The organism is Exiguobacterium aestuarii, from assembly GCF_020171655.1.
Taxonomy (GTDB): domain Bacteria; phylum Bacillota; class Bacilli; order Exiguobacteriales; family Exiguobacteriaceae; genus Exiguobacterium; species Exiguobacterium aestuarii_A.
On sequence record NZ_JAIVAC010000002.1, the window covers coordinates 173,425 to 198,923 of the forward strand.

Genomic DNA, 25,499 nt, shown 5'->3' on the forward strand with positions numbered 1-25,499 from the left:
GGCTCTTCTCACATTTGACGAAGTCGGGAAATTCGCTCGACTGGATCAGGGTGCGTCGAGAACAAACCGCTCACTTTCTTCTTAAGTGGATCGGAGAAGTACAGTGGTGCAGAGGCACTCGACGCTTGCTCGACCGGTGTCTCGACGTTGGCAATCTTCTCAAGCGCTGAGGCGAGAGCATCCGGGTTTCGGGTCAGTTCCGCTCCACTCGCATCTGCTAGAAACTCGCGATTACGTGAGATCGCCATATTGATCAGCATCGCGATGAGCGGAGCCAACACTAATAGAACAAGTCCGATGATGAGGAAGATGGGATTCTGATTTTGGTCACGTCGTCCCCCACTGATGCTTCGGAAAAATAACATCCGTGAACCGATATCACTCATGATGGCGATGACTGACACGAGTGCGAGTGTGACCGTCGAGAGTCGCACGTCATAATTTTTAATGTGTGCGATCTCATGCGCAATCACACCTTCCACTTCTTCACGAGACAATCGCTCTAGTAGCCCCGTCGTGACGGCGACGGCCGCCTTTTCTGGTTTCAGTCCGGTCGCAAATGCGTTCGGTGACGAATCGTTGATGATAAAGATGCGGGGCATCGGTACTCGCGCGACCATCGCCATATTTTCGACCGTATGCCATAAAAAGCGGTGTTCTTCCACCGATGTCACCTCTTGCGCCCGATTCATCTTCATGACGATATTCGTGCTCGACATGATGACGATGCCGACATAAAACAAGGAGAACACTGGTGTGAAAATCAAACCTGGGATTGCGTCTCCATAGTTCACATAGGAAATGGCCGCTCCGACGAGAAGGACAAATAAGACAAACCCTGTGACGATGAAGACCGTCTTTACTTTATTCTTTCGAATCTGTTCATAGAGGAGCATACTTGCCACCTCGATTCATCAAAACGAGACGCGAACGTTCTCGCGCTCTTCGGCACGCGCCTCAAGCATATCGCGCTTTTCAAAATGATGCACAGAGGCAATGATGTTCGTCGGTACCGATTCGATTTTTGTATTGTACTTCATGACCGTGTTGTTATAGAGCTGACGCGAGTATGCGACCTTGTTTTCCGTCTGCGTCAATTCTTCCTGCAACATCTTGAAGTTCTCGTTCGCCTTCAAATCCGGATACGCTTCACGAAGCGCGAATAGATTTTTCAGCGCCCCGCTCAGTTGATCGTTCACCGCCATCTGATCTTGGCGATTCGACTTCTCACCAAGCTGATTTCTCAGTTCGACGACCTTCGCGAGCGTCTCCTGCTCGTGTTTCGCATAGCCTTTCACCGTCTCGACCAAATTCGGAATCAAATCATATCGCCGCTTCAACTGAACATCGATTTGAGCCCATGCCTCGTCGACCCAGTTTCGATATTTGACGAGCCCGTTGTACATCGAAAAATAGATGAGTACGAGCACGACAACCGCTACAATCGCAATAATCCACCCCATGTTGGCACCTCATTTCTTCATTTTCTCCTGTATTAATTCCCTTTACTCGTATAAGATAAGCTTAACTTTCATAAAAATTAGCAAATGGTTGCAATTCTTAATGCGTTGATCACAAAGGAGTGTACGCAATGGTTGTCACGAATGCCGAAGTACGTTTGACCGAGTTGTTCGAAGAGATGGTGTCTTTACGACGCCATTTTCACCAATATCCAGAGCTATCTTTTCAAGAAGTCGAAACGCCGAAGATGATCGCCTCTTATCTCCGCGAACTTGGGATTGAAGTACGTGAACACGTTGGCGGTAATGGGGTCGTCGGTCGAATCAAAGGCGGTGATGGTCCGACCATCGCGTTACGGGCCGATTTTGACGCGCTTCCCATCCAAGATGTGAAAGACGTCCCGTATCGTTCAAAAGTAAATGGGGTCATGCATGCTTGCGGACACGATGCCCATACAGCGACGCTTCTCGTCCTCGCGAAAGTATTGACCGAGATGGACCTCCCGGGAGATGTTGTGCTGATTCACCAGTTCGCCGAAGAATTGGCTCCTGGTGGCGCTAAGCCGATGATTGAGGACGGCTGTCTCGACAACGTGGATTATATCTACGGTGCGCACATCTGGACACCTCTCCCATTCGGAACGATCGGCGTCAAAACAGGTCCCGTCATGGCGGCAGCCGATCGCTTTGAATTGACCATCACAGGACAAGGTGGACATGGTGCGATTCCGCAACATACAGTCGATGCCCTCATGGTTGCCGTGAACGTGGCGAATCATCTCCAACAAGTGGTCAGTCGACGCATCGATCCGCTGGAACCAGCCGTTCTCACCATCGGGACTCTCCATTCCGGTCAAGCGTTCAATGTGATTGCCGAAGAGGCCAAGTTGTCTGGAACCGTGCGTACATTCACTTCAGAGACGCAAGAAAAAATCATCACGGATATGGAACGTATGATCCGTTCTGTCTGCGCTGCGAGCGATGCCGAGTACGCGCTTGACTATATAAAAGGTTATCCAGCCGTCGTCAATCATGTAAGAGAAACAGAATTCGTCCGCCAAAGTGCGAAAGAAACCGTCGGCGAAGACGGTGTCATCGAGATGGCACCACTCATGGTCGGAGAAGACTTCGCTTACTATTTAGAACAAGTACCAGGCAGCTTCTTTTTCACAGGCGCTGGAAACCCTGAACTCTCAGCGATTTTCCCTCACCACCATCCTCGTTTCGATGTGGATGAACGAGCGATGCTCCACACGGCTCACATTTTGCTAGGCGCTTTACAGCGTACTTGGATGACACATGAAGAAGAGGATTGATGCAATTCGCATCAATCCTCTTCTTTGACTGGTTCTGTTAATTCAGAAACGAGCACTTGGTCAACTCGTTTGCCGTCCATATCCACGACTTCGAAACGAAGACCGTACGCTTCGACCACGTCCCCCCGCTTCGGAAAATCACCTAATGCGTAAATGACAAGTCCGGCGAGCGTATGATACGAATTGCGCCCTTCATCGAATCGGTCATCCCGAATCTCGAACGTTCGCTTCAAATCCTCAATCCCGAGTAACCCGTCCGCTAAATACGATCCGTCCTCACGACGAACCACTTCCGGTGTATCTTCTTCAATCATCACTTCTCCGACGATTTCTTCTAAAATGTCGAACAATGTGACCATCCCAAGGAATCCGCCGTATTCATCTAAGACGAATGCGATCTCGACACCATTTTTCTGCATCATCTGAAGCACTTGGCTCGCTTCACGTTGCTTTGGCACGATCAATGGTTGCTTGATACGTTTTAAAATTTGTGACGGTTCACGCAATGTCGGTAACGTCAAAATGTCACGCACATCGATATATCCGACAAAGTCGTCGAGTGAGTCGCGACCGACTGGTAACTTGTTATGCTTACTCTCGTAAATCGATTTTTTCATGTCATCCATGTCATCCTCTAAGTCGACCCATTCAAGCATCGTCCGAGGTTGCATGAGCTCATAAATCAATTGATCGTGGAACGCAAAGACGCGTTCAACTTGTTGCACTTCTTCATGGGCGAACTGACCTTGCTGAGCCCCCTCAAAGAGAAGCTGTTTAATTTCAAGCTCAGTCTCTCCACTCGTTTGTTCTGCCTTTAATCCAAGGAGCTTGAATAAGAAGAGCGTTGATTTCGATAAAATCCAAATGAATGGGCGCATCAACTTGCTGAATAGATCGAGCGACGGAATGATCGCCATCGTGACTTTTTCAGGCGAGACGAGCGCAATCCGTTTCGGGACCAATTCACCAATGATGAGCGACAGATACGTAATAATTGTAACAACGGCCACATAAGCAACGGTTCCGGCATACTGCGTACTCATTCCGGCTTGTTCAAATGCCGATGCGAGCGGTGCCGAGAAGCGTGCGCCCCCGTATGCCCCGTTAATAATCCCAATCAATGTGATTCCGACTTGAACGGTCGACAACAAATCTGTCGGGTCTTTCGAATAATGAAGCGCAATCTTGGCACTTCGTTTCCCTCGATTTGCTTCAACCTCAAGTTTTGCAGGCTTCGATGAGATGAGCGCAATTTCTGTCATCGCAAAAATCCCGTTCAACACAATCAAAAACAAAACAATCAACAAATCAATCACTATGGAAGAATCCACTTTTTTCATCACCTCAGCTATTTTTAAAACCATACTGCTTTATTTTATCAAAAAATCGTTACCAACCTGTACCCGTTTTGCTCAGAAAAATAGCCACTCCTCAAGAAGTGGCTTCGTTGACAGCTTGTTTGGCGACGGCTGCGGTCTGAGACTGTTTAAAGAGAATAACTCCGACGAGCAGGACCGTAAGCCCAACGACTTGTCCAGCCGATAACGTGATTTGAGGCATCCCGAAAGCGCCATATAAATCGACGAGTAACGCCCAAATGAGTTGTGACACGAGGATGAGTGACACGGACAAAGTCGGTCCAAGTAGCTGGATGCTCCGCATAACACAATATACAACACCGACCCCAAGTAACCCACCAAGCCAATAGATGGGTGACACATCACGTAATCCCGAAAGATTCCCTCCGAATAACAGTAACGGAATGATGGATCCGACCAATCCGACGATGAAGACCAACACTGTCGTCGCCCATGCTCCTAAATTTGTATTCATTTTTGCATTGACCGCTGCCTGTACACTAATGAATGCTCCGGCCACTGCTGAACAGATGATCCCAAAAATCATATAATCTCTCCTTACTCATAGAACATACCGTTCGCACGTTCCTTCAATCGTTCACTATTTAATATGACAACTTCTTTTCTCGTTCGCGTGACCAATCCTTCATCGACGAACGCCTGCAACGTCCGATTCAAATGACGATAACTCGTCCCAAGCCATTCGGCGACTTCTTTACGCTTCAGTTGACTCATCTCAGCTTGAAACAGCTCGTTACCCGATTCACTAAGGGAAATCAAATAGCCCGCCAACCGTTCTTCAAGTGTCGACATGAGATGATTGGATGAGGCGTTCGCCTCGATGAACAGTTTTTCGGACACCCCACGCAATAGATGTTCCGTGAATTCGACCGTACGATTATGACGACGAAGTGCCTCGAATGGAATCCTTAAGCAGGTTACCGAACCAACCGCCTCGACAGTATGCAATACGTTCCGACCACTCGCATATTCGATGTCCCCAATGAGCGTCGGCGCAGCTTTCAAACGAAGCAAGCGCAACTTCCCTTCTTCACTGAGTGTATAGATTTTGACGCGTCCTTCGAGCACGACAAACAAGGATTCAATATGCTGATTATTCGAACAAAGCATTGTACCTGATTCATAAGTGACTAAAGAAGAAGCTTCAAGCGTTGCGTTAGAAAAAAGATGATTCCACTGCAATCTTGTTAGTGCATCCATAATATTGATCATGAAAGTTGAACTCCTTACGCGAATGTATAGATTCCAATCCCGACGACCATCAAGACGAGTCCCATGACCTGTCCCGTATTCATCGGCTTCCGTTTGACACCAAACCAACCGTTCAAATCGATGATAAAGGCGCCTAGTAATTGTGCCACAAGCAGGACACAGATTGCCCATGTCACTCCCAGTTGTTGAATCGCTGTCAGTTCACCGAACACGACGAATACACCGAATAGTCCACCTAGACTATAATACCAAGGGACGCGTTTGAAAGCCGTCATGTCTGCATCTCGTTTGAAAAAGTAAATGACGAGCGCTAACAGAAGTCCGACAAAATGGACGATTGTGACGGACATCCATGCCCCTACCGCATCTCCTAGTTTGGCGTTAAAGATTCCTTGTAAAGCAATAAACGTGCCAGATAGTATGGCAAATATAATTCCCATGTCATTCCCCTCTCTCTTCGTCTGACTGTACAAAAAGAATGACCGCTTGAATAGGACATATGTCCAAAAATAAAAAGCAACTTCGAATAACCGAAGTTGCTTCATCTATTTATCCTAGCAATTTGACAAGTTCTTTCCCGACCGCTTCAGAAGACTGCGGGTTTTGACCTGTGACGAGTCGCTCGTCGACTGCCACATTCACTGCCCAGTTGTCGGCTCCTTTGAACTGTCCACCTTGATTGCGTAGTCCCGTCTCAAGTAAGAACGGTACAGCAGAATCGAGTTGCATTTCTTTTTCTTCTGCATCGGTGAACCCTGTCACTTGTTTATCTTTGACGAGCGGTTCATCGTTGCTCAGTTTCACATTGACCAATCCAACTGGTCCGTGGCAAACCGCACCGACAATATTTCCACTCTCATAGACGTTACGAATAACGCGTTGTAGCGTTTCATTTTCTGGGAAATCGACGACTGTCCCATGACCACCTGGCAAATAAATTGCGTCATACGACTCGTCTGCGACTTGATCAAGTCGCGCTGTGTCTTTGAGCAACTCGCGCGTATTTAGAATGTCTTCTGACAAACCATCTTCTAAACTATTCGCATCGATTGGCACGTCTCCACCTTCGATACTCGCGACCGTCACTTTGTATCCTTCTTTTTCAAATAACAAGTAAGGCACGGCAAACTCTTCAAGCCAAAGTCCCGTTGCGTGACCATTTGATAATTGATTCGCTGACGTCGTGACAATCAGTACATGTTTCGACATACTCAATTCCTCCTTCAATAATGAACATACGACACTATTGTTCCCGATTCATCATCCGTTAAACCTGATGAGCTGTCTCGATGTCATAAGGTATGTCTATTTTTGACCTGGTGATTTTTTCATCCTACCTTTATTTCAACATCCTTTTATACTGTAAATGAATCGACATTCCGACCTATGAAGGGGATATCTCGTATGACAAAACGAATGAACGACTGGGGATTTCTCATTGTTGTCGCCATCATCATCTTGTTACTTGTGCTCGGTCAGTTGCCAATCTTCATGTAATCTTCACGGACATTCCTTCACAAACTTTAGTATGATGGCGTTGTAAGCACTTACACTAAACCCGATATGAAAGGATGAAGTTCACTATGTTAGAACGTATTTTCATCAGTCCGGCTAAGTATGTGCAAGGGAAACAAACGATTGATCGCATCGGAGAGTATGTCGCTCACTTCGGTTCAAACGCTTTACTCATCGCGGATGACGTCGTCTGGGAATTGGTCGGTTCGCGTGTGACACATTCACTGCAGGCGAGCACTATTGAGGCGACGAAAGCAGATTTTATCGGTGAGGCATCGAAGCATGAGATCACTCGAATCGCCACAGATGCCAAAGAGAGTGGCACAGCGTTCGTGATTGGTCTCGGTGGTGGTAAGACGCTTGATACAGCAAAAGCGGTCGCAGATGAATTGGATGCGCGCATCGTCATTGTACCGACAATCGCCTCGACAGATGCACCAACAAGTGCACTTTCAGTCATTTACACAGATGAAGGTAATTTCGAAAGTTATCGTTTTTATAAAAAGAATCCAGATCTCGTTCTGGTGGACACTGAGTTGATTGCACAGGCACCGCCACGCTTCCTTGCATCAGGCATTGCCGACGCTTTGGCGACGTGGGTCGAAGTGCGAAGTGTCCTTTCATTCGGAGGAAAAACGATGGCCGGCGGTGTCCCAACGCTTGCGGCGGAAGCGATCGCCGAACGTTGTGAAGAAGTATTGTTCACGTATGGTATTCAAGCATATGAAGCCGTCAAAGCAAAAGTCGTCACACCTGCGCTCGAAGCGGTCGTTGAAGCCAACACCCTATTGAGCGGTCTCGGCTTTGAAAGTGGTGGCTTGGCAGCAGCCCATGCCATTCACAATGGATTTACCGCGTTAGAAGGGGACATCCACCATTTGACGCACGGTGAAAAAGTTGCATTTGGAACACTTGTGCAACTCGCACTCGAAGGACGTCCTCAAGAAGAATTCGAGCAGTACGTTGCCTTTTATATGGCACTCGACTTGCCGGTCACACTCGAAGATATCAAATTGAAAGATGCATCTCGAGAAGATATCTTGAAAGTCGGAAAAGCCGCCACGGCAGAAGACGAAACGATTCATAGTGGTTTTGATGTCACGCCTGAAGAAGTTGCAGACGCGATCATCGCAGCCGATCGATATGCCCGTCTTTATCAAGAGCGGTTATAAAAATAGCGAGAGGAAGCTCAGACGGCTTCTTCTCGCTGTTTTTTGGTCGGGATGAACGAAAGGACAATCCCAATCCCCATACAACTGACTGTCAAGAAAAAGAAAGTCAACTGGTTCATATAGATGATATTCGTGAACTGGTTCCATCCTTCTGCGAAAGACTCATTCGTAGATAAATGAATTCCTTCCCGAAGAGACCTCGCTTGCGATTGATTGGTCACCCAGGCAATCCCGGCCATGATGAGACTACCCAAACCTAATACGACTCTCCCGATCGGTCGCACGGATGCTGTGACCCGACGTGTCATACGGACTGTAATCCAAACAAATAATAACAGAAACGGCCACCCAATCAAGAGTACAATCCAGTATACATTCCCTTCACTCGGCGTTTCCGAATACGGGGTCGTCATCACTTCACCAAGCTTAAAAATTACAAACGCGATCAACGTCACGATAAACCATGCTTTTATTAACTTCTCCATCTCAACACCTCGTCCTTAGTATAGCAAAAACACCGTATGCGTCTGCATACAGTGTTTAGTCTTTCGGGCGGACGACGTAGTAAATCAAAATGACGAGCCACGTCCACACTCCTGTGAAAATTCCAATAATCCCGACGATGAAGAATCCGAGCGGAATCATCGATTTCGTTCGATTGTAGTCCTTCCACATATTCGATAGCCCTTTAATATTAAAGTATAAAAAGGCAAAGAACAGGACGAGCAACAACAGTGGTAATCCAAATAAGACTTCCATTCGCTCACTCCTTTCTACGATCTCATTCGTTATGTTTATTGTATCGGATTTGACTCCCCGCTTCATCGGGCCCAAGCTGTATCCTTATCTGACCTAAGGGTGGATAAAAGATGCTCACTCCGTCAAGAAAACGGGAAAAGGAACATCATCTAACCTACGAGGAGGCGTTTTGTCATGAAGTCCCTGCGTATCTTGATCATTTGTCTGCTCTTGTTGCAAACCTCGCCGGTGACGGCGGCATCATCGTCCCCACAACCAGGCTATACCATCAAAACAACCTACCTATACGGTCGTGCGATGCAATCTTCTGCTGTATTGAAGACGTTACGAACGAATGTCCCTGTCCGTTACACCACGTATAACCGAAGTTGGTCCAATATCTATATCGGGCGTACAAAGTACTTCACTCCGACCGCGAATTTGAAAGCCGGTATCCCGAAAATGCCAACGGCCGATCGGTTACGACTCGTCAATAAAACTTATGGGCTCCCGTCCACTTATCGTTCCCCTCAACTTGTGACCTTAACCGTCCCAACTGTTTATCAAAAAGGGAGCGAACGAACACTGATGACAGCGGAAGCCGCTTATGCACTAGCGAAACTGTATTACGCAGGTCGAAAGCAAGGTCATACGTTATACGCACTGAGCGCCTATCGCTCCTATTCGACTCAAAAATCCCTATATGCCTACTGGGTCAATACGCGCGGGGTCGCATACGCTTCAAAATATGTCGCCCGTCCCGGACACAGTGAACATCAAACCGGTCTAGCGGTGGATATGACGAGTCAACGTATGCGTCTAGGGTTATACGCCTCCTTTGACCAATCGCCTGAAGGAAAGTGGATGATTCAAAACGCCCATCGTTACGGCTTTATCGTCCGTTATCCGAAAGGAAAAGAAAAAATCACTGGATATAATTATGAACCATGGCACTTGCGCTATGTCGGGGTAACCGAAGCGACGATGATGAAGCAGAAGAACTGGGCGTTTGAAGAATGGTGGGGCAAACGTTGAGTGAGCATCCTTTTTTAGACATTTCCCTGTTCACGGTATAATGGAATCATCTTATTCGTATAGGGGGACATGCGGGATGTGGATTGTTATGAATAAACTAGACGTTGAAAAAGGAAAAGTCGATGCGGTCAAATCGCGTTTCGAGACGACAAAAGGAATCGAAGCGATGGATGGCTTTGTCCGGATGCAAGTGTTGACGGATACGTCCGATGCAGCAATGGACCATGTGGTCATCATGACCACATGGCGGGATGCGGCAAGCTTTGAAAATTGGCGCGACAGCAATGCCTACAAGCACGCCCATAAGAAACGAGATGACGGGACGTCGGAAGTAAAACCGATCGTCCTCGGCAACACCGTGACCCAATATGAGGTCGCGATTGAACACCTCGCCTCAACGGAGCGCGTTTAATAAATCTTGAGGACGGATGATTCCAAGTAGCGTTTCATCTGGGCTACCGGTCTCCGTAATCAGGAGGGCGTCGTATCGTGCGCCCTCTTTCATTTGCGTGAAGCAGTGTTGTGCTTCGATGACTGTCGCATCTTTTCGAATAAATCGATACCGATGCATATGCGGATCATGATGGAGAACATGCTTCACGCGAACTCCTTTGAGTGATAAGTTGGTTCCGTCGATCGTCTCGGCCAACCAACTGGTCACTCCTTTTTTCGTCAGAAGACCACGCCAAGAGCCGTTGTCGTGATACACAGGAAACTGCGAGTAGTTTTTATCGCGAATCTCTCGGAGCACCTCTGTCAAAAAATCTTCGGACTGAAACGTCACAACTGATTTCGCAAACAATGGGATGACGAGACGTGGATGAAGCAGTTCACGCTCCACCTCTAAAATCAATTCAACGAGCGACTCGTGGGGTTCCGCGATAATGAAATCAGGTTCACGACGCTCATGAACGATGGCATTTCGCAGTTGACTCATTTGATGTAAATCTTCTTTATACCGATCGATGATTGGATTTTGTTTCGCTAACCGATTCACCATATTGCTAAAACTGAAATGCTGGCCATCTCCCATCTCTCGACTCAAGTAGTCCTCGATTCGATGGTAGGATGCCAAAAATTCTTCAGCACGACTCATGTGACCACCCTCCTTAACGATACATGTATACCCTCTTTTTCATCGTTTCAGCAGGAAACCGTCCATTCATCCCGAATGACATAGAAATCATCTTGATCATCAAGGAGGGCTGTCATGGCGACTTCAGTTCAATCCACATCCCCATCTTCACAACAGTCGACATTTCGCGCGGGACTGCGAGCAGGTATTCCCGTCGCCATTGGATATATCCCGATTGCCATCGCCTTCGGTCTTTTGGCAAAATCGTTTGATCTGCCAAACGTGATCACGTTGTCCATGTCGTTTTTTATCTTTGCAGGAGCGAGTCAGTTTATCACCGTGCAATTGCTGATGACCGGTTCGATGTATTGGGAAATCATTCTGACGACGTTCATTCTAAACTCTCGTCATTTTTTAATGTCCGCCTCGTTGTCGCAACGAATCGATACAACGTCTCGCAAGCTTTTAGCAGCCATTGCGTTCGGTGTCACCGATGAAACATTCAGTATCGCATCCACCCGAAAAGAAGCACGTTCTGGTCTGTTCGTTCTCGGATTGAACACGATTGCCTTTCTCGCTTGGAACATCGGTACTTGGATTGGTGTCTTTCTCGCTTTCGGTCTTCCCGGCACGTTACAAGCGAGCATGGGCATTGCGCTATATGCGATGTTCATCGGGTTACTCGTCCCGTCCTTGACGAATCGCCCTGTCTTCGTTGTTGCGAGTTTCGCCATCGTCATGCAAGCGGTGCTTCATTGGATGATCACGCCGTTCTTTCCGATTTCAGATGGAATTCGGATCATCATCGCGACTGTCGTCGCAGCCGGAATCGGTGCTTTTCTATTTAAGGAGGGTGAGGTCTCATGATGTCCTTATTTTTGCTCGTCCTAGGGTTGGCGCTCGTCACGTATCTTCCTCGCCTCGTCCCGCTACTCTGGTTAAAGGAATTGGCGTTACCGGCATATATGAAACGATTTCTTTCCTTCATCCCGTATGCGGTATTGGCTAGTTTGATTTTTCCGGGAGTCTTGTCTTCGACGACCACTACGACGTCCGCTTTGTTCGGAGGAGTGGTTGCTACGATGCTTGCGCTACTCCGCGTCAATCTCGTCGTTGTCGTTATCGGAGCCGTATTCGGTGTGTACGCATTCCAAACTCTATTCTAAAAGGAGCCGCACACGAGGTGCCGCTCCTTTTTATGCAGATATCGCTTGTCGACGAAGCCTTACGAATACGTCTACAAATTCGCTGTCCCATTGCGTGCCACGACCGCTCTCTAAAATAGAGAGTGCCTTTTCCATCGGCATCCCAGAGCGATAAGGCCGATCAGACGTCATGGCGTCATAAGCATCGGCAATCGCCATGATTCTTCCGAACAATGGAATATCGACCTCACTTAAGCGGTCCGGATACCCTTTGCCGTCGATTCGTTCATGATGCGACCGAACCCCGGCCAAAATCGGTTGAAGGGATGCCGGTAAATGAATTTGACTCAATATATGAATGCCAATCGTCGGATGTTCCTGAATTTTTGAAAACTCTTCGTCTGTCAATTTTCCTTCCTTCAGCAAGACATCATCACGAATCCCGATTTTCCCGATGTCGTGAAGAAGTGCAGACTTATTGAGTAAATCGATTTGTTCCTTTGGCAAATGAAGCGCACGGGCAAGCTCTACCGAGTACATCGCCACACGTTCTGAATGACCGGCCGTATAAGGGTCACGTGCATCGAGGGTTGCCGCGAATAAAATGAAGAGACTGTCCAACAGTTGCGCATTCTCTTGCTCCCGAGCGTTCACAGTCTCGACCATTTGGTTGAACCCACCAATCAATTGGGCGAACTCATCTAAATAGGGGTTTTCGATTTTCTGAAGTCTCCCAGATTCCATCTGCTCGATGCCTGACGTCAAAAGCCCAATCGGACGTTTGATATTGTCATAGAGTAAGAAACTACATAACACTGCAATCCCAACGATAATGACAAGAATCACGAACGCCCAATTCCAATATGTATCCGTCCGAGTCGAGGTCGACAATTGAACGCTCGATGCCAACATAAACAGCATGATAGGAAAGACACCCGTAATGAGCATGCTGATCAATAATTTAGTTCGGACACTGAATGACCGATACGTTGCATGGATAGGCTGATGATACAGTTCGAAGTGCCTTTCTTTCATATACACGAGTAGCGGTTCCACCGACCGTACCGTCAAAAAGTACTCAATCAACGCATGTAACACGGCAATCATGACGGCACCGATGGCAGCGAGACCAATCAAACGATACGGTAAATCAATCCAGCCTTGATAAATACAGAATGTCGTCAAAGCGATTGACGGAATGGATAATCCAAATAAATGAGGACCCAAAATTCGCTGTACCGTTAAAGTAGGAAAGCGGCTTGCTTGTTCGAACGCTGACGTCAGTTCTTGGCTCGTTGGAGACTCAGCTTTAAAAAAATGTCGGATTGGTCGAATATGTTTACGATACAAAAGAAGTTCCGACGTAATCATGATTATTCCTGAACCGAACATAATGGCCAGAAGTAGTCCGATTTCACGAACTGACAAATCAAGCGTCTGAAAGATGAAGACGCCCCCCACACCAAAAACCGCTAATCCTGAGCCAATCACATAGTTCACAACGAGTGTACGTTGAAATCGTTCAAACATCCCTCTCACCTCTGTCACTCTTTTCTTTATCTATCGACCAGATTCCTTTCTAAGTTGAACACAAAAAACGGATCTCCACATGGGAGATCCGTAAAAGAATCATTTAAGGGCGTAACGGGCCATCGTTGTCGTCTAGTGAACGATTGTCTTGATCCGGAGTGATGTTTTCGTGGAACGGATTTGGTTCTGGTCCGTCTACGTGATCGCCTGTTGAATCATGAACATCTCGCTTCACTTCGTTCTTCGATTGTTCCGCTTCCTGCTTCGACTGCTCAACACCTTGTTTAGCTTGTTGTTTCGCAGCTTCCGCTTCGCGACTCATCTGTTCCTTTTCTTTCTCAAGTCCTTCTTTTGAAACTTCCGTCTCATCAATACGGTGCTCCGCTTTTTTCAAGTAGCGTGCTGCCGTCTCGCGACCGCCAAGCCCGAAAGCAAGACCGAAGGCGAGGGCAACGGCTCCAAGAATAAGAAGGAAGGCCGTATTGACAATCATCGGCGCGATGCCGAGTTGGCTGATGGCCATGAAGAAGACGAGTCCGAGAATCGCATATTTCGCTACGTAACGAAGCGCACTCGGTTGTCCTGCGCCATCGACAAGAACACTTCCGACCAAACGTTCTGCCATATTAGCTAACCAGAAGCCAACTGCCAAGATGATGAGTGCCGCAATCACCATTGGCAAGTAAGCGAAAATCGCTGTCGCGAGAGACGCCATGAACTCAAGATTCGCCACCTGAAGTGCTTCAGATACGAAGAGTAAGATGACGATCACTTGTACAATGACACCGACCACTTGGGCGATTGACATCGAAGATGCTCGTTCCCCGAAGCCCATTTTATGAGCCAATGAATTGACGCCAAGGTTTTCAAGGAGTGATACAACGACACCCTTCAACCATCTTGCCACGAATACACCGACGAGGACGAGGACGATTGCGACAAGGATGTCTGGAATCATGACAAGAACATCATTGAGCATCGCAATCGCTGGTTCCGAGATACCTCGAATATCAAGCGCTTCAAGTGCCGAAATCGTGACCGGAATCATGATGAAGATGAACACGATTGTACCGATTGCTTTCGCAAGACTCGATCCCTTCACATAATCAGAAAGATGGAATCGCTCTGCCAATCGATCTAATCCTGCCGCTTCAAGGAACTTCGTCAAAATGTCACGTACAATCTTCGCGACAATATAACCGATTGCGAAGATGAGCGCTGCTGCGACAAGTTTCGGAATAAATCCGAGGAAACTGTTTAACAAGTCTTCGAATGGTCCACTGACCCCACGAAGTCCAAGTGCGTCAAGTACAGCTGGTAATGCCAATAAGAGAACGAGATAGAAAACAATATTCGCGACCGTATCGACCCATTTCGTTTGATTGACACTTGTCGATTCTTGTCCCGTTTTTTCCATCAACTTGCTTAAATTCAAGCGATGTCCCGCCATTTGAATCCCTTTTTTCAAAAGGGTAGCGATGACCCACGCAACGAGTAAAATCAAACCTGCTTTAATCACACCGATAATCAATCCAGAGAATCCTTCATAAATCTGACTGAACGGCTCTGTGATTGCAGGGACATTCATGAATTCAAAGATAATCAGGAATGCGAGAAGTAACACCCCAAAGAACACCACTTTTGCAATAATGCGTTCAGGTGTCCACTTATCTCCTTTTTCCCCCTCTTTTTTGATACCGGCCCGCTCATCGAGTCGTGCCTTCTTCAATGCTTTTCGTGTCACGTTTTCCAATACTTTCGCCAAGATATAACCGACTACGAGAATAACAATTGCCAGCAAAAGCTCTGGTAGCCATGACATGAACGAATTGAAGTTATACGTTGTATTGTTCATCGAATCTTCCTCCTTTTTTTAAGAGATGATTGCTTTTCCTTAACAGTGTTCTTTCTTTAAATACCTATATTTCAAAATCATCAAACATCATGCATATGACAACTCTTTCACATCACTATTACGATTCCATAGAAATGGGTACGTAAGTAAGAGAGAAATCGTGTCAAATCCCGCGAGATATGATACGAATAACATGAGAAGTCATTTTAGGAGGAATTCGAATGAACATCGCTTTAGTGGCTCACGACAAAAAGAAAGACGATTTGATTGTTCTCATTAAAACGTATGCACATATTCTAGAAAAGCATCAATTGTTCGCAACAGGTACAACCGGTAAGCGAATTGCGGAAGCGACCGGCTTACCCGTGCATTGTTTCCGCTCAGGACCGCTTGGAGGGGACCAAGAAATTGGAGCTGCCGTCGCACGCGGTGAGATGGATATGATCATCTTCTTCCGAGACCCACTGACTGCCCAACCTCACGAACCAGACGTGAGCGCATTGATGCGTCTTTGTGACGTGTATTCCATCCCCCTTTCGACAAATATGGGAGGAAGCGAGATTTTGATTCGAAGCATCGAACAAGGTGATTTCGAGTCGCTTAAACTTTCTCATAATGACGAACCACCTGCGTGACCATGACAAACCAAGAAAGGAGAGGAATCTGTCTGGAACCGAATATGATTCATGACCCGAACGTCCAACAGTTCTTTAACGAAGTACGCCATCGCCTGATCGAACTGATTGGAGATGAGGCGGAAGCGGATCGCCTCTTGCTGGCTCTCGCCGGCTATATCCGCCATGCGGAGAAAAGTGGACAGTCGTTAGACAGTCTCTTAAACCAAGATCCGCATGAGTACGCTCGTTTCCTCATCGAACAACCAGAAACAAATGAAGAATATCGCCGTCGCTACCACGTCTTGATCGATGCCTCGGATGAATTAAAACCTCATGAAAAAGCTCAAGCGAATCGAGATTTCGATTGGGCGGTCAATCAACTAGACGAAGCCAAACTCTCATTGAAAGAGATTGAAGTTCGTGATCTTGCATTCCTCGCTTATACGAAAATCGAAGCGCTCAAATCATCACGGACGATTTGGAACCGTTTCGGCTGGTTGCTCGGTATGATTTTGGCATTTTCATACGCCAACTTACTGCTCGTTATCGACGATGTGTTCAGCGGACGGTTGTTCACTGCACCGATGTCGACATATCCAATCGACTATCTGGCCTTCCTGTTACCTGTTCTCGTGACGGGTGCCATCTTCGGTATATTGACCCGTTTTCGGCACCACATTCATACGCTCGGACGACGGATCGCCTTCGCTTTACTCATCGTGGTCGTCTATGTCACGTCCATCTTTTTGATTCAACCGCTATTGATGACACTTGGTTGGTCGTTCATCATTCAATTGACTCCACTGTATGCGCTCATTTTGTTAGCGATCAGTGGTTTCATGGCCATTTGGACGTTGATTGAGTTTGTCTGGAAGAGTACACGTTGTTCACTCGGAGACGACACGCTCATGCTTTATTATTAATCTGCGCCACTCCTATTAGGAGATGGCGTTTTTTGTTTCAATTTTGGATAGAACGGAAATTACTCCTATTGTGACGCTGATTGAAGGTTTGCCAAAATCAAGGGGGTATTCGATGTCAGAACGTAAAATGATTGGTCTGTTTCAAACGGAACAGGAGGTCATGCATAAAGTAGACGAGTTGAGGTCTGCAGGGGAAGCCGAAAAGAATATGCATGTCGTCGCCAAGCGAGATGGGGAAATCTCCGCATTGCGTGACCATACGGATGTAAATGCCGAGGCTGGAATTCGAGACGTAAATTTGCTCGATCGCGTGAAAGCATTCCTACATGGAAGTGACCGTATCCGCGATGAACTTCGCAACATGGGGCTCAGCGACGCCGAGGCAGAGCAATACTATGATGCCATCGACGAAGGTCAAATCTTACTCTATGTCGATCGTCATTCTTATGATCGTTACCCGAATATGTACAAAAAAGATAGTGAACTCGATCATGACAAAGGTGAGAAGGCAGATGGGATTGCTTTTGATGCAAAGCCGTTCAATGATCATGACGAGGAACCAAAAGGGACAAAGGATGACCCGATTGTTCGTGGACATTCTGGTTTAGAAGACCATCGACGACTATAAGGAGGAACTACTATGAACGAGAAACGATTCATCAGTATGCACGATACACAAGATGCAGCGCTTGGAAAAATCGAAGAGTTGCGGGCAAAAGGGTACGAAGACTCACACATTTACGTCGTCATGAAGCATGAAGACAACGTATCGATTTTGAGACGGGACACAGATGTTCATACAGAAGCTGCACATCATGCAAGTTGGTTCGATAAAGTTCGCGCCTTCTTGAGTGGTCATGAAGATGTTCATGCCGGTTTACGAAATATGGGACTTAGCGAAGATGAAGTAAAACGTCATTATGACGATGTTGAAGCCGGTAAGATTCTCGTCTATGTGGATGAGGACTTCGAGCGTCGCCATCAAGACGGGGTGACGGTTGACGCGAAACCGTATCAAGACGCATCATCCACTCATCTCGGTAGTCATACAGACGACGGATTAGAGATCGATTCGAAACCTTACCATGAAGGCCAGACGGTCGATCCAAGTCACCCTGTAGACCCGGAACAAGATAAATTAGACGAAGAAACGAAGAATCCTGACCGCGAAGAAAAACTACGCGGTCTTGATGATCGTGCGTATCGAAACGATGTCGAAGACCCAGACAACATTCGACGCTTTTAATTGTAAATAGAGCCTGACGCGGACGCGTCAGGCTCTTTGTTATGTCAAACGATTCTTCGGTTCTTTTCCTTCAAGCACGTTAACGATAGCGTCCCGGTTTAACGCCATCATCGCGAGACGTGTCCGAATCGAGGCACTCCCGATATGTGGTAGTGTCGTCACGTTCGGAAGGGTCAATAGTGGATGATCCAAGTCGACCGGTTCTTTCGTGAACACGTCGAGGCCAGCCCCCCAAATCTTTTTCGCCTTGAGCGCCTCATACAACGCCTGTTCGTCAATGATTTCTCCACGAGCCACGTTGATGAAAATCGCTGTTTCTTTCATCTTGGCAAACTCATCTGCCCCAAGCATTCCACGAGTCTCGTCCGTGAGTGGTGCGAGAACGACGACGAAATCAGATTGCGTTAACAGTTCATCGAGCTCCGCATAGGTGAAGCCATACATCGACTCCGACTCGTGACGACGCGTCCGATTATGATACAAGACGTCCATGTCAAATCCTCGCGCCCGTCGTGCGACCGCTTCACCGATTCGTCCCATTCCGATGATCCCAAGTTTCGCTTGATAGAGGTCCATCCCGACATATCCCATCGGAAGCCACGATTTCCACTCACCGGCACGTAAATCACGCTCGGCCTCTCCGAGACGTCGCGCCGTCATCATCATGAGTCCAAACGTCAGGTCAGCTGTCGTTTCCGTCAAGACGTCCGGTGTATTGGTCACGATGACACCCTTCCCTTTCGCTGCCTTCAAGTCGATGTTGTTATAGCCGACGGCCAAGTTGGAAACAACCTTTAAATGCGGTGCACGCTCAAACACTTCACGGTCAATCGTGTCACTAAGCATCGTCCAGAGTGCATGCGCAGATGACGCCTCCTCTAAAAGCACCTCACGAGGAACACTCTGCCCCTCATGCTCCCACATACGCACGTCATAGTGTTCACGAAGCGGCGCGACCGCTTCTTCCGGCAAGCGTCGCGTAATATAGATTCGTTTTTTCATCTTTCTCCCCCTCTCTACGATTACTTGTAGTCTAACAAAAGGGAGTCATTAGGATGGTTGATTCGACTTCGGAGTTTGTTTCAAGAACTGTTCAAACAACGAACCGAACTCTTGATTCAACAACTGCTCGATTGTTTTTGAGGAGTCCATCGCATTTCGATAGGCAATTTCGTTGATGGCGAGTCCGATTGCCCACGTGATCCCTGAGGCAACCGTCGCATTGATGACACCGGCTGCCGCATTCGCTCCCGGGAAGAACTTCATGACATTCAATAGAATCGTTTTCGATAACGTACGTCCGATTTGTGGGATAATCGTGCTTCCAATGAGCGTCTTCAGTAAATCATCACTCGCCTTCACGCCCCAATAGCGAAACAGATGGACGCTCATCGTCACTTGAATCGGTGTCAAGGCCACGGCATCTGCAAACGGAAGCGGGACTGCAGCGGCCGTTCCTGCGCTCGCCACATACCCTGAAATGATTCGATTGGCTTTCTTCCGTTTCAACTTGAGCATCGTCTCACTCTCTGCTTGAATCTCCATCAGTAGTCCTTCCTGCAAAGAAGCGTCTAGCTGTTCAACCGACCATACAATCAATCGTTCCCAATCGACAACTTGTCGTAACGTTTCATCGTTCAGTATTTCCGGGGCGATACTGACCTGAAACACGGATTCCTCCGATACGACCCCATCCAGTTCATTTCGCAATGCTGTCAGTTCATCTAAATCGACCTGATCGATTTGTGTAAATAAGACAGCGACAGCAGTCGATTCACGAAGACGACGAATGAGCGCCTTGTCGAGTGGCGTGACACGTTTTGTCGCGGCGTTGATTGTGTACCAAACGAGATGGATTCGTTCGGATGCTTCTTGTTGCTTTGCGTTCTCCACAAACCCGATGACTTCTTCCTCGTAATGTTGTTGGCGTGCACTCCCAATCTCGTACCCTTCGCTATCAAACAACGTGACCGCAATATCGTCACTCTTGTATTGATGAATTCCCCGAGTGACGGGCTCCCCTGCCGCCACCTTTGTCAAATCTCGACCAAACACATGGTTCACGACCGAACTTTTCCCCGCTCCCGTCGCCCCTGCGATGAGGATGTTTGGTTTCTTTACATTTCCACGAAGTCGCTCGAGCTCTGCTTTCAAATCATAGTCTTTAAAATCAAACCGCTTTGTCGATTCCATTCTCGTTTCCCCCTTTATGAGTTGAGCGTTTGCCCTAGCTGACGCATCTCGCGCTCAAAGCCACGTCGAATCTCTTCTTCAATCGTTTGTTTCACAGATGTGTATTGCTGATCGATGGCCTTTTTGATGCCTCGTTCTGCCGTTCGGCGCTTGAATGCCCAGTAAATGAAATGCACTCCGGGAATCATTCCGAGAACCATCTTCCTTACCGTTTTTCCAAATGAATAGTCAAATCCGAGTTCGACTCGTCTCGTTCTAAACAAGTGGTCTGCTTGTTCACCGACTAATGGGTACCGTTGCATGAGTTGGATATAGTGACGTACCCCTTCAGCCATCGCATCTTCTGTCGTCACGGCCGCATGCTCTAGTGTTTTCTCTAAATCCTTTTCAATGTGACGGGCTTTCCAACTAATCATCGCCTGTGGGGTGAACATACGGATTTTTTCTGCCGAGTCGATACTTCGAATCCGCCAATCTTCCAACTCTTCTAAAAGATGATTCGTCAGATTGATGGGAAGTTTTCGTTCAATGTCTTTCCAAAGGTTCGTTCGATTCCGTTTCCATACGTCTTCGTAGCCTCTTACCGGGACACGTTTCCCGGTCAGTAACTTCTTCTCGACACTGTTGATACGAATGATGTCCCCTTCATCGATTGGCAGTTCACGTAACAATACCCGTTCCATCGCTTCTGCCTTCTGCACACTCATCGGGTCTTCTTCATTAAAGTTGGTCAGAATGAGGGTGACGTTGCTCCCCCGTTCATATAACGGCTTTAAAATCGCCTCAAGCTCGTATGCCTCAACACGTCCTGACTGCACGGACAACAAGTAATAGATGGTGTGAAACCATTCTGCGATATCGAGCGCCCCTTCGCGCTGATGCACAATGGATAGGATCGCTTGATGCCACTCTTCAGAGCGGTCTGCCTCGAGGCCCCACGTATCAAAGAACCGAAATAAGATTCCCCGTTCTAAGTCGTAATACTCGTACTCATGAAGCCCTTCTGCGGTGACCGGACTTCCGGCACGCGATTCGGCGACGTCATGTCCATATATATAATTGATGAACGCACTCTTTCCGACGCCAGTTTTCCCGGCAATCAAAATATTTGAGACGAGCCCTGTCCGATCCATACGCTTCCTCCCACATTCGTTGTATAGTTCAATTATACCGAATGGAGCAATTTCAAACGTCCATCGAAAGGATGATTCTCATGCTTCACCATGTCGAACTATACGTATCCAACCTAGATGACAGTATACGCGCTTGGGAATGGCTTCTCTGTGACCAGCTAGCGTACACGCTCTACCAATCGTGGCCAGAAGGTCGAAGCTATCGTTACGGCGATACATATATCGTGTTCGTTCAGACAGAGGAAGACCACCTTACTCCGTCCTACCATCGAAAAAAGACCGGACTCAATCACTTGGCGTTTCATGCCTCATCGCTCGCACAACTAGAAGAAATCCGACAGCAACTCACGTCACACGGTTTTCGTGAATTGTATGCTGACCGCTTCCCTCACGCAGGGGGTTCGAACTATACAGCACTGTTTTTTGAAGACCCAGACCGCATCAAAGTTGAACTCGTGGCAACGATGTGAACGGTTTCGTGAGAACTTCTTGAAAGTTTGTGAAAACAATTGCAAACTTTATGGCAACCTCCTAGACTGAAAATGTCTAAAGGAGGTCTTCTTATGGAAAAACAAGTCATCGACTATATGGAAGAAGCCGCATTTAAAAAATCGTCATTGCTTCAGCAATCATTTTCGCAATACATGTTACGTTCGATTATCGCTGGGTTTTTGATTGGGATCGGGGTCGTCTTCTCGTTCACGGTCGGAAACATGTTTATCGACGTTCCAGGAACGATGCTCATCGCCGGTGCCAGCTTCTCGGTCGCGCTCGTTTTCATCGTCTGGATGGGGGGAGAACTGTTTACGAGTAACACGATGTATCTCTACACCGGGGCAAAACGAGGTCGTGTCGCCTGGTTAGACTTAGCAAAAATATGGGGACTCAGTTGGTTCGGTAATTTGATTGGTGCCCTCATCCTGTCCTTACTCGTCATCGGCGCTCACAGTATGGGCGAAGTGACAGGTGATCATTTACTCTCCGTCGTCGCCGCGAAAAAAATCGGTGGAGATGCCCTCGCGATTTTCCTGAAAGGCATCCTATGCAACGTGCTCGTCTGTTTGGCCATCTTCATGCCGCTCAAAACAAATAACGACGTCGCGAAGATTATGCTGACGATGATTCCAGTCGTCGTATTTTTTGCCGCCGGATTCGAGCACTCGATTGCGAACATGGGCGTTTTTGCCCTTGCGCTCCACTATGTACCGTCGGACCTCATCACCTTCAGCGGTGCTCTTTACAATCTATTTTTCGCTACACTCGGTAATATTGTCGGTGGTGCGTTGTTCGTCGCTGGAAGTTACTTATATTTGAATAAATCGGAGGCGGAACAAGCCGTCAAACCGATGCGTCATCACGCATAAAAAAGACAGGGACCCCGATTAGCAGGGTCCCTGTTTGTTGCATTTCACGAATTAAGATTTTGAAGAATCAGCAGCGGCTGCTTGAACAGAACCTTGTGCCACTTCGTCTTCTTCCACGTCCCAGCACTCTGTGTTCTCGATACCGAGTTTGCGGGCAGAGAAGCGTGGGTTGAGACCTTGAGCACGTTGCTCTTCGTAGTCTTTAAGAACTTTGAAGGCAACGCCACCGAGCAATGTGATTGCCGCGATGTTGATCAATGTCATTCCTGCCATGAAGAGGTCAGCGAGGCTCCATACGAATCCGAGGCTTGCGACCGCTCCGATGAAGACGAATGCCATTGTTGCAAGACGGAATCCGAGGACTGCACCTTTGCTCTTCTTGATGAATTCGATGTTCGTTTCACCGTAGTAGTAGCTTCCTGCGATTGAGCTGAATGCGAACAAGAAGACGCTGACGGCGATGAATGCTGGAGCAAGTGCACCGATTTGTTCTGTCAAAGCGTTTTGAAGAAGGACGATCCCTTCACCGTTCCCTGAAGCATAGCTGTCTGAGAGAAGGATGATTGCTGCAGTTGCCGTACAAACAATCAACGTATCCAAGAAGACACCGAGCGCTTGAAGGAAACCTTGTTTCGCTGGGTGCGATACTTCAGCTGCTGCTGCTGCGTTTGGTGCAGAACCCATACCAGCTTCGTTCGAGAAGAGTCCACGACGGACACCCATTGAGATTGCAGCACCGATTGAACCACCGACCGCTTCGTCTAAACCAAATGCGCTTTGGAAGATCATCGCGAACACAGCTGGAAGTTCAGCGAAGTTTACAACAACAACGTAGAGTGCGATTGCAAGGTACAAGACAGCCATGACAGGTACGACGATTGCCGAGAAGTTCGCGACACGTTGTACACCACCAAAGATGACGAGACCAGTAAGGACGACTAAGACTGCTCCACCGATGACTGCATCGACGCCGAACGCGTTATCGAATGCTGCAGCGATTGTGTTCGATTGAACTGAGTTGAAGATGAGACCAAATGTGACGGCGATGAGAACCGCGAATACGATTCCGAGTGCACGGTTGTTCAATCCTTTTTCGATGTAGTAAGCCGGACCACCACGGTACGCAACATCGTCTTTCACTTTGTATACTTGAGCGAGTGTGCTTTCAATCATGGCCGTTGCTCCACCGAGAAGGGCAACAATCCACATCCAGAAGACCGCTCCCGGTCCACCGAGTGTGACGGCTACCGTAACCCCTGCAAGGTTACCTGTACCGATACGAGTCGCAGCACCGATGAAGAATGATTTCATTGGTGTGATACTCTTTCCATCTTTTGCTGGCGTCACGTCCGATTTATCTGTAATCGTACGGAACATTTCTTTTAAGTAACGGAACTGCATAAATCGTGTTCTGACCGTGAAGTAGATCCCGGCTCCGACGAGCACGGCGATCAATACGTACGACCATAAGATGTTGTTCAAAAAGTCGACGCTTCCCTGTAACATACCTTGAATCGCTTCCATGAATAAGTTCCTCCCTGTTGTGTGAATCTGAAGTTGAGAATTTTTATGATGTCTTAGTTCTGAATTATACAAAGATTCTGACAATTAGCAATAATTTTTTTATAGGTGATTTCACTCTTTTTTCACATCAACTAAGCAAGACTCCTTATTTACAAGCACTTAAAGCGCTTACATAAAAATGTTTAGAAATATTAAATCATGATTAAATTCATTTATGATGAAACGCATATTCAAAAAAACAGCCACTCTTTTCGAGTAGCTGTCGTCTTAAATACCAGTACGTTTCTTCTGGTTATTTGGTTTTTTCGTCAATTGGCTCGTCAACGGTTTTTGTTTTGTACCATGTAAACCCGTCGGAACCTTTGTCTGGTTCTGTTTCTTTTCTGCCAGCTTTTGTTTCATCGCTTCTTGAAAAGATAGTTTTTTCTCACTCATCTTACTCACCTCCAGCTTCGATCACTTTCACACGACCGACCTGTCCATCGCTCAAACGCACTTTGATTCCGTGCGGATGACGTGGCGAGTTCGTCAATATATCTTGAACGACGCCTTTCGTCAGCTTCCCGCTTCGTTGATCTTGTTTCAAAACGATTTGGACATGGAGTCCTGGGCGAATGTCAGCACGTTTCGTTCCATCCATACCCGACACCCCTTTCCATTTAGTCAACCTCTATCATATGCTCTTTTCCCTTATTTGTCACAGCCTATTCCAGATCCCGATTTGTCGCATCGGTTCCGTCATGTAACTTTGATCGGTCTGTAGCGTCTTCTTCGGAAGGGAGGTATGAAACATAATACGTACTCCCCGATGTGAGAAGATGACGTCCATGACCTCGTTTTCGTCTATATCGCGAAGTGTCGCTGTTCCTTGAAGAGCATGAAAAGCTTCCGCGAACGCTTCCGCAAAGCTGAGATACGCTGTCACGGATGTCGCCATACGGCTTTGATCAATCTTCAAGGTTAATCGTTCACGATTGGCACTTTCGATTACGATCTGTACGGTATCATTCCCATCCGAAAATTCGATCGTATGCATCCTCACCACACCTCTCATTCAAAAGAGGTAC

31 protein-coding genes are annotated in these 25,499 nt (G+C 47.4%); 12 read left to right on the forward strand and 19 right to left on the reverse strand.

Annotation, left to right across the window (positions count from 1 at the left end):
* Positions 1-8 precede the first annotated feature (8 nt).
* Complete coding sequence (htpX, locus tag LCM29_RS11860; protein ID WP_214876419.1) at positions 9-896, reverse strand: zinc metalloprotease HtpX; 888 nt, start codon at positions 894-896, stop codon at positions 9-11.
* Positions 897-914: 18 nt separating this feature from the next.
* A complete protein-coding gene (locus tag LCM29_RS11865; protein WP_015880351.1) occupies positions 915-1,463 on the reverse strand; it encodes a LemA family protein in 549 nt (182 codons plus the stop codon).
* A gap of 128 nt (positions 1,464-1,591) precedes the next feature.
* Here LCM29_RS11865 and LCM29_RS11870 point away from each other — a divergent pair, with 128 nt between their 5' ends.
* Positions 1,592-2,776: an amidohydrolase gene (locus LCM29_RS11870; protein WP_224863032.1), complete on the forward strand. Its 1,185-nt coding sequence runs from the start codon at positions 1,592-1,594 to the stop codon at positions 2,774-2,776.
* Positions 2,777-2,787: 11 nt separating this feature from the next.
* Here LCM29_RS11870 and LCM29_RS11875 read toward each other — a convergent pair whose 3' ends face one another.
* From LCM29_RS11875 to LCM29_RS11895, 5 genes are all read right to left on the reverse strand, one after another.
* Positions 2,788-4,116, reverse strand: a complete 1,329-nt coding sequence (locus LCM29_RS11875) for a hemolysin family protein (RefSeq protein ID WP_224863034.1) — start codon at positions 4,114-4,116, stop codon at positions 2,788-2,790.
* 91 nt (positions 4,117-4,207) lie between these two features.
* Positions 4,208-4,681: a DMT family transporter gene (locus tag LCM29_RS11880; RefSeq protein WP_224863036.1), complete on the reverse strand. Its 474-nt coding sequence runs from the start codon at positions 4,679-4,681 to the stop codon at positions 4,208-4,210.
* Positions 4,682-4,692: 11 nt separating this feature from the next.
* Positions 4,693-5,367: a Crp/Fnr family transcriptional regulator gene (locus tag LCM29_RS11885; protein WP_214876145.1), complete on the reverse strand. Its 675-nt coding sequence runs from the start codon at positions 5,365-5,367 to the stop codon at positions 4,693-4,695.
* Positions 5,368-5,381: 14 nt separating this feature from the next.
* The gene (locus LCM29_RS11890) at positions 5,382-5,807 is read right to left on the reverse strand and encodes a DMT family transporter (RefSeq protein ID WP_214785523.1); all 426 of its coding nucleotides are present in this window, start codon (positions 5,805-5,807) and stop codon (positions 5,382-5,384) included.
* Between the two features lie 109 nt (positions 5,808-5,916).
* On the reverse strand, positions 5,917-6,576 hold the full coding sequence (locus LCM29_RS11895; RefSeq protein WP_214695688.1) for a type 1 glutamine amidotransferase domain-containing protein: 660 nt from the start codon (positions 6,574-6,576) through the stop codon (positions 5,917-5,919).
* A gap of 374 nt (positions 6,577-6,950) precedes the next feature.
* Here LCM29_RS11895 and LCM29_RS11900 point away from each other — a divergent pair, with 374 nt between their 5' ends.
* Positions 6,951-8,054, forward strand: coding sequence for a glycerol dehydrogenase (locus tag LCM29_RS11900; protein WP_224863038.1), 1,104 nt, complete (start codon positions 6,951-6,953; stop codon positions 8,052-8,054).
* Between the two features lie 17 nt (positions 8,055-8,071).
* Here LCM29_RS11900 and LCM29_RS11905 read toward each other — a convergent pair whose 3' ends face one another.
* Together LCM29_RS11905 and LCM29_RS11910 are read right to left on the reverse strand one after the other, a co-directional pair.
* Complete coding sequence (locus LCM29_RS11905; RefSeq protein ID WP_224863040.1) at positions 8,072-8,539, reverse strand: hypothetical protein; 468 nt, start codon at positions 8,537-8,539, stop codon at positions 8,072-8,074.
* A gap of 55 nt (positions 8,540-8,594) precedes the next feature.
* A complete protein-coding gene (locus LCM29_RS11910) occupies positions 8,595-8,813 on the reverse strand; it encodes a hypothetical protein (protein ID WP_074036747.1) in 219 nt (72 codons plus the stop codon).
* Between the two features lie 174 nt (positions 8,814-8,987).
* On the opposite strand from LCM29_RS11910, the gene LCM29_RS11915 reads away from it, so the two are divergent.
* Entirely contained in the window at positions 8,988-9,827 is an 840-nt protein-coding gene (locus LCM29_RS11915) for a M15 family metallopeptidase (RefSeq protein WP_224863042.1), read from the forward strand.
* A gap of 76 nt (positions 9,828-9,903) precedes the next feature.
* Positions 9,904-10,239, forward strand: a complete 336-nt coding sequence (locus LCM29_RS11920; RefSeq protein ID WP_214785519.1) for an antibiotic biosynthesis monooxygenase — start codon at positions 9,904-9,906, stop codon at positions 10,237-10,239.
* Here LCM29_RS11920 and LCM29_RS11925 read toward each other — a convergent pair.
* Positions 10,222-10,923: a CBS domain-containing protein gene (locus LCM29_RS11925; protein ID WP_214785518.1), complete on the reverse strand. Its 702-nt coding sequence runs from the start codon at positions 10,921-10,923 to the stop codon at positions 10,222-10,224. The two genes, LCM29_RS11920 and LCM29_RS11925, sit on opposite strands and share 18 nt — an antisense overlap.
* A 114-nt stretch (positions 10,924-11,037) precedes the next feature.
* Between LCM29_RS11925 and LCM29_RS11930 the strand changes: the two genes are divergently transcribed.
* Both LCM29_RS11930 and LCM29_RS11935 read left to right on the forward strand, forming a co-directional pair.
* Positions 11,038-11,769: an AzlC family ABC transporter permease gene (locus LCM29_RS11930; RefSeq protein ID WP_214785517.1), complete on the forward strand. Its 732-nt coding sequence runs from the start codon at positions 11,038-11,040 to the stop codon at positions 11,767-11,769.
* A complete protein-coding gene (locus LCM29_RS11935) occupies positions 11,766-12,068 on the forward strand; it encodes an AzlD domain-containing protein (protein WP_214785516.1) in 303 nt (100 codons plus the stop codon). The genes LCM29_RS11930 and LCM29_RS11935 overlap by 4 nt, the downstream gene beginning before the upstream one ends.
* A gap of 30 nt (positions 12,069-12,098) precedes the next feature.
* On the opposite strand, the gene LCM29_RS11940 is transcribed toward LCM29_RS11935, so the two are convergent.
* Together LCM29_RS11940 and LCM29_RS11945 are read right to left on the reverse strand one after the other, a co-directional pair.
* On the reverse strand, positions 12,099-13,577 hold the full coding sequence (locus LCM29_RS11940) for an HD-GYP domain-containing protein (RefSeq protein ID WP_224863044.1): 1,479 nt from the start codon (positions 13,575-13,577) through the stop codon (positions 12,099-12,101).
* Between the two features lie 103 nt (positions 13,578-13,680).
* Positions 13,681-15,432 (reverse strand): mechanosensitive ion channel, encoded by a 1,752-nt coding sequence (locus tag LCM29_RS11945; protein WP_224863046.1) that lies wholly within the window; start codon positions 15,430-15,432, stop codon positions 13,681-13,683.
* 221 nt (positions 15,433-15,653) lie between these two features.
* On the opposite strand from LCM29_RS11945, the gene LCM29_RS11950 reads away from it, so the two are divergent.
* The 4 genes from LCM29_RS11950 to LCM29_RS11965 all read left to right on the forward strand — a co-directional run bounded on the left by LCM29_RS11950 (position 15,654) and on the right by LCM29_RS11965 (position 18,218).
* The gene (locus tag LCM29_RS11950) at positions 15,654-16,067 is read left to right on the forward strand and encodes a methylglyoxal synthase (protein WP_026824646.1); all 414 of its coding nucleotides are present in this window, start codon (positions 15,654-15,656) and stop codon (positions 16,065-16,067) included.
* A gap of 2 nt (positions 16,068-16,069) precedes the next feature.
* Positions 16,070-16,972 carry a hypothetical protein gene (locus LCM29_RS11955; protein WP_224863200.1) on the forward strand — a complete coding sequence of 301 codons (903 nt, stop codon included), beginning with the start codon at positions 16,070-16,072 and terminating at the stop codon, positions 16,970-16,972.
* Positions 16,973-17,084: 112 nt separating this feature from the next.
* Complete coding sequence (locus LCM29_RS11960) at positions 17,085-17,600, forward strand: general stress protein (protein WP_224863048.1); 516 nt, start codon at positions 17,085-17,087, stop codon at positions 17,598-17,600.
* Between the two features lie 12 nt (positions 17,601-17,612).
* The gene (locus tag LCM29_RS11965) at positions 17,613-18,218 is read left to right on the forward strand and encodes a general stress protein (protein WP_224863050.1); all 606 of its coding nucleotides are present in this window, start codon (positions 17,613-17,615) and stop codon (positions 18,216-18,218) included.
* A 39-nt stretch (positions 18,219-18,257) separates the two neighbouring features.
* On the opposite strand, the gene LCM29_RS11970 is transcribed toward LCM29_RS11965, so the two are convergent.
* From LCM29_RS11970 to LCM29_RS11980, 3 genes are read right to left on the reverse strand one after another with little or no spacing between them, the layout of a single operon-like run.
* Complete coding sequence (locus tag LCM29_RS11970; protein ID WP_224863052.1) at positions 18,258-19,220, reverse strand: 2-hydroxyacid dehydrogenase; 963 nt, start codon at positions 19,218-19,220, stop codon at positions 18,258-18,260.
* Between the two features lie 48 nt (positions 19,221-19,268).
* Positions 19,269-20,411, reverse strand: a complete 1,143-nt coding sequence (locus LCM29_RS11975) for a YcjF family protein (RefSeq protein ID WP_224863054.1) — start codon at positions 20,409-20,411, stop codon at positions 19,269-19,271.
* A gap of 14 nt (positions 20,412-20,425) precedes the next feature.
* Positions 20,426-21,544 (reverse strand): GTPase, encoded by a 1,119-nt coding sequence (locus LCM29_RS11980; RefSeq protein WP_224863056.1) that lies wholly within the window; start codon positions 21,542-21,544, stop codon positions 20,426-20,428.
* Positions 21,545-21,624: 80 nt separating this feature from the next.
* On the opposite strand from LCM29_RS11980, the gene LCM29_RS11985 reads away from it, so the two are divergent.
* Together LCM29_RS11985 and LCM29_RS11990 are read left to right on the forward strand one after the other, a co-directional pair.
* A complete protein-coding gene (locus LCM29_RS11985; RefSeq protein WP_224863058.1) occupies positions 21,625-22,014 on the forward strand; it encodes a VOC family protein in 390 nt (129 codons plus the stop codon).
* A gap of 93 nt (positions 22,015-22,107) precedes the next feature.
* Complete coding sequence (locus tag LCM29_RS11990; protein ID WP_224863060.1) at positions 22,108-22,908, forward strand: formate/nitrite transporter family protein; 801 nt, start codon at positions 22,108-22,110, stop codon at positions 22,906-22,908.
* Between the two features lie 51 nt (positions 22,909-22,959).
* Here LCM29_RS11990 and LCM29_RS11995 read toward each other — a convergent pair whose 3' ends face one another.
* From LCM29_RS11995 to LCM29_RS12010, 4 genes are all read right to left on the reverse strand, one after another.
* Positions 22,960-24,432: an alanine/glycine:cation symporter family protein gene (locus LCM29_RS11995; RefSeq protein ID WP_214695651.1), complete on the reverse strand. Its 1,473-nt coding sequence runs from the start codon at positions 24,430-24,432 to the stop codon at positions 22,960-22,962.
* A gap of 267 nt (positions 24,433-24,699) precedes the next feature.
* Positions 24,700-24,867, reverse strand: coding sequence for a hypothetical protein (locus tag LCM29_RS12000; RefSeq protein WP_015880321.1), 168 nt, complete (start codon positions 24,865-24,867; stop codon positions 24,700-24,702).
* 1 nt (position 24,868) lies between these two features.
* Complete coding sequence (locus tag LCM29_RS12005) at positions 24,869-25,072, reverse strand: YwbE family protein (protein WP_015880320.1); 204 nt, start codon at positions 25,070-25,072, stop codon at positions 24,869-24,871.
* A gap of 57 nt (positions 25,073-25,129) precedes the next feature.
* Positions 25,130-25,468 carry a hypothetical protein gene (locus LCM29_RS12010; RefSeq protein ID WP_224863062.1) on the reverse strand — a complete coding sequence of 113 codons (339 nt, stop codon included), beginning with the start codon at positions 25,466-25,468 and terminating at the stop codon, positions 25,130-25,132.
* Positions 25,469-25,499: the final 31 nt, after the last annotated feature.

Bases quoted from the DNA above. Each gene is read 5' to 3' on its own strand.
- LCM29_RS11870 (WP_224863032.1), top strand. From the start codon at position 1,592: ATGGTTGTCACGAATGCCGAAGTACGTTTGACCGAGTTGTTCGAAGAG.
- LCM29_RS11945 (WP_224863046.1), bottom strand. From the start codon at position 15,432: ATGAACAATACAACGTATAACTTCAATTCGTTCATGTCATGGCTACCA.
- LCM29_RS11985 (WP_224863058.1), top strand. From the start codon at position 21,625: ATGCTTCACCATGTCGAACTATACGTATCCAACCTAGATGACAGTATA.
- LCM29_RS12000 (WP_015880321.1), bottom strand. From the start codon at position 24,867: ATGAGTGAGAAAAAACTATCTTTTCAAGAAGCGATGAAACAAAAGCTG.
- LCM29_RS11925 (WP_214785518.1), bottom strand. From the start codon at position 10,923: ATGAGTCGTGCTGAAGAATTTTTGGCATCCTACCATCGAATCGAGGAC.
- LCM29_RS11980 (WP_224863056.1), bottom strand. From the start codon at position 21,544: ATGGATCGGACAGGGCTCGTCTCAAATATTTTGATTGCCGGGAAAACT.
- LCM29_RS11960 (WP_224863048.1), top strand. From the start codon at position 17,085: ATGTCAGAACGTAAAATGATTGGTCTGTTTCAAACGGAACAGGAGGTC.
- LCM29_RS11930 (WP_214785517.1), top strand. From the start codon at position 11,038: ATGGCGACTTCAGTTCAATCCACATCCCCATCTTCACAACAGTCGACA.
- htpX (WP_214876419.1), bottom strand. From the start codon at position 896: ATGCTCCTCTATGAACAGATTCGAAAGAATAAAGTAAAGACGGTCTTC.
- LCM29_RS12005 (WP_015880320.1), bottom strand. From the start codon at position 25,072: ATGGATGGAACGAAACGTGCTGACATTCGCCCAGGACTCCATGTCCAA.
- LCM29_RS11865 (WP_015880351.1), bottom strand. From the start codon at position 1,463: ATGGGGTGGATTATTGCGATTGTAGCGGTTGTCGTGCTCGTACTCATC.
- LCM29_RS11995 (WP_214695651.1), bottom strand. From the start codon at position 24,432: ATGGAAGCGATTCAAGGTATGTTACAGGGAAGCGTCGACTTTTTGAAC.
- LCM29_RS11935 (WP_214785516.1), top strand. From the start codon at position 11,766: ATGATGTCCTTATTTTTGCTCGTCCTAGGGTTGGCGCTCGTCACGTAT.
- LCM29_RS11955 (WP_224863200.1), top strand. From the start codon at position 16,070: ATGACAAACCAAGAAAGGAGAGGAATCTGTCTGGAACCGAATATGATT.
- LCM29_RS11890 (WP_214785523.1), bottom strand. From the start codon at position 5,807: ATGGGAATTATATTTGCCATACTATCTGGCACGTTTATTGCTTTACAA.
- LCM29_RS11920 (WP_214785519.1), top strand. From the start codon at position 9,904: ATGTGGATTGTTATGAATAAACTAGACGTTGAAAAAGGAAAAGTCGAT.
- LCM29_RS11940 (WP_224863044.1), bottom strand. From the start codon at position 13,577: ATGTTTGAACGATTTCAACGTACACTCGTTGTGAACTATGTGATTGGC.
- LCM29_RS11880 (WP_224863036.1), bottom strand. From the start codon at position 4,681: ATGATTTTTGGGATCATCTGTTCAGCAGTGGCCGGAGCATTCATTAGT.
- LCM29_RS11895 (WP_214695688.1), bottom strand. From the start codon at position 6,576: ATGTCGAAACATGTACTGATTGTCACGACGTCAGCGAATCAATTATCA.
- LCM29_RS11970 (WP_224863052.1), bottom strand. From the start codon at position 19,220: ATGAAAAAACGAATCTATATTACGCGACGCTTGCCGGAAGAAGCGGTC.
- LCM29_RS11875 (WP_224863034.1), bottom strand. From the start codon at position 4,116: ATGAAAAAAGTGGATTCTTCCATAGTGATTGATTTGTTGATTGTTTTG.
- LCM29_RS11885 (WP_214876145.1), bottom strand. From the start codon at position 5,367: ATGATCAATATTATGGATGCACTAACAAGATTGCAGTGGAATCATCTT.
- LCM29_RS11975 (WP_224863054.1), bottom strand. From the start codon at position 20,411: ATGGAATCGACAAAGCGGTTTGATTTTAAAGACTATGATTTGAAAGCA.
- LCM29_RS11965 (WP_224863050.1), top strand. From the start codon at position 17,613: ATGAACGAGAAACGATTCATCAGTATGCACGATACACAAGATGCAGCG.
- LCM29_RS12010 (WP_224863062.1), bottom strand. From the start codon at position 25,468: ATGCATACGATCGAATTTTCGGATGGGAATGATACCGTACAGATCGTA.
- LCM29_RS11990 (WP_224863060.1), top strand. From the start codon at position 22,108: ATGGAAAAACAAGTCATCGACTATATGGAAGAAGCCGCATTTAAAAAA.
- LCM29_RS11900 (WP_224863038.1), top strand. From the start codon at position 6,951: ATGTTAGAACGTATTTTCATCAGTCCGGCTAAGTATGTGCAAGGGAAA.
- LCM29_RS11905 (WP_224863040.1), bottom strand. From the start codon at position 8,539: ATGGAGAAGTTAATAAAAGCATGGTTTATCGTGACGTTGATCGCGTTT.
- LCM29_RS11950 (WP_026824646.1), top strand. From the start codon at position 15,654: ATGAACATCGCTTTAGTGGCTCACGACAAAAAGAAAGACGATTTGATT.
- LCM29_RS11910 (WP_074036747.1), bottom strand. From the start codon at position 8,813: ATGGAAGTCTTATTTGGATTACCACTGTTGTTGCTCGTCCTGTTCTTT.
- LCM29_RS11915 (WP_224863042.1), top strand. From the start codon at position 8,988: ATGAAGTCCCTGCGTATCTTGATCATTTGTCTGCTCTTGTTGCAAACC.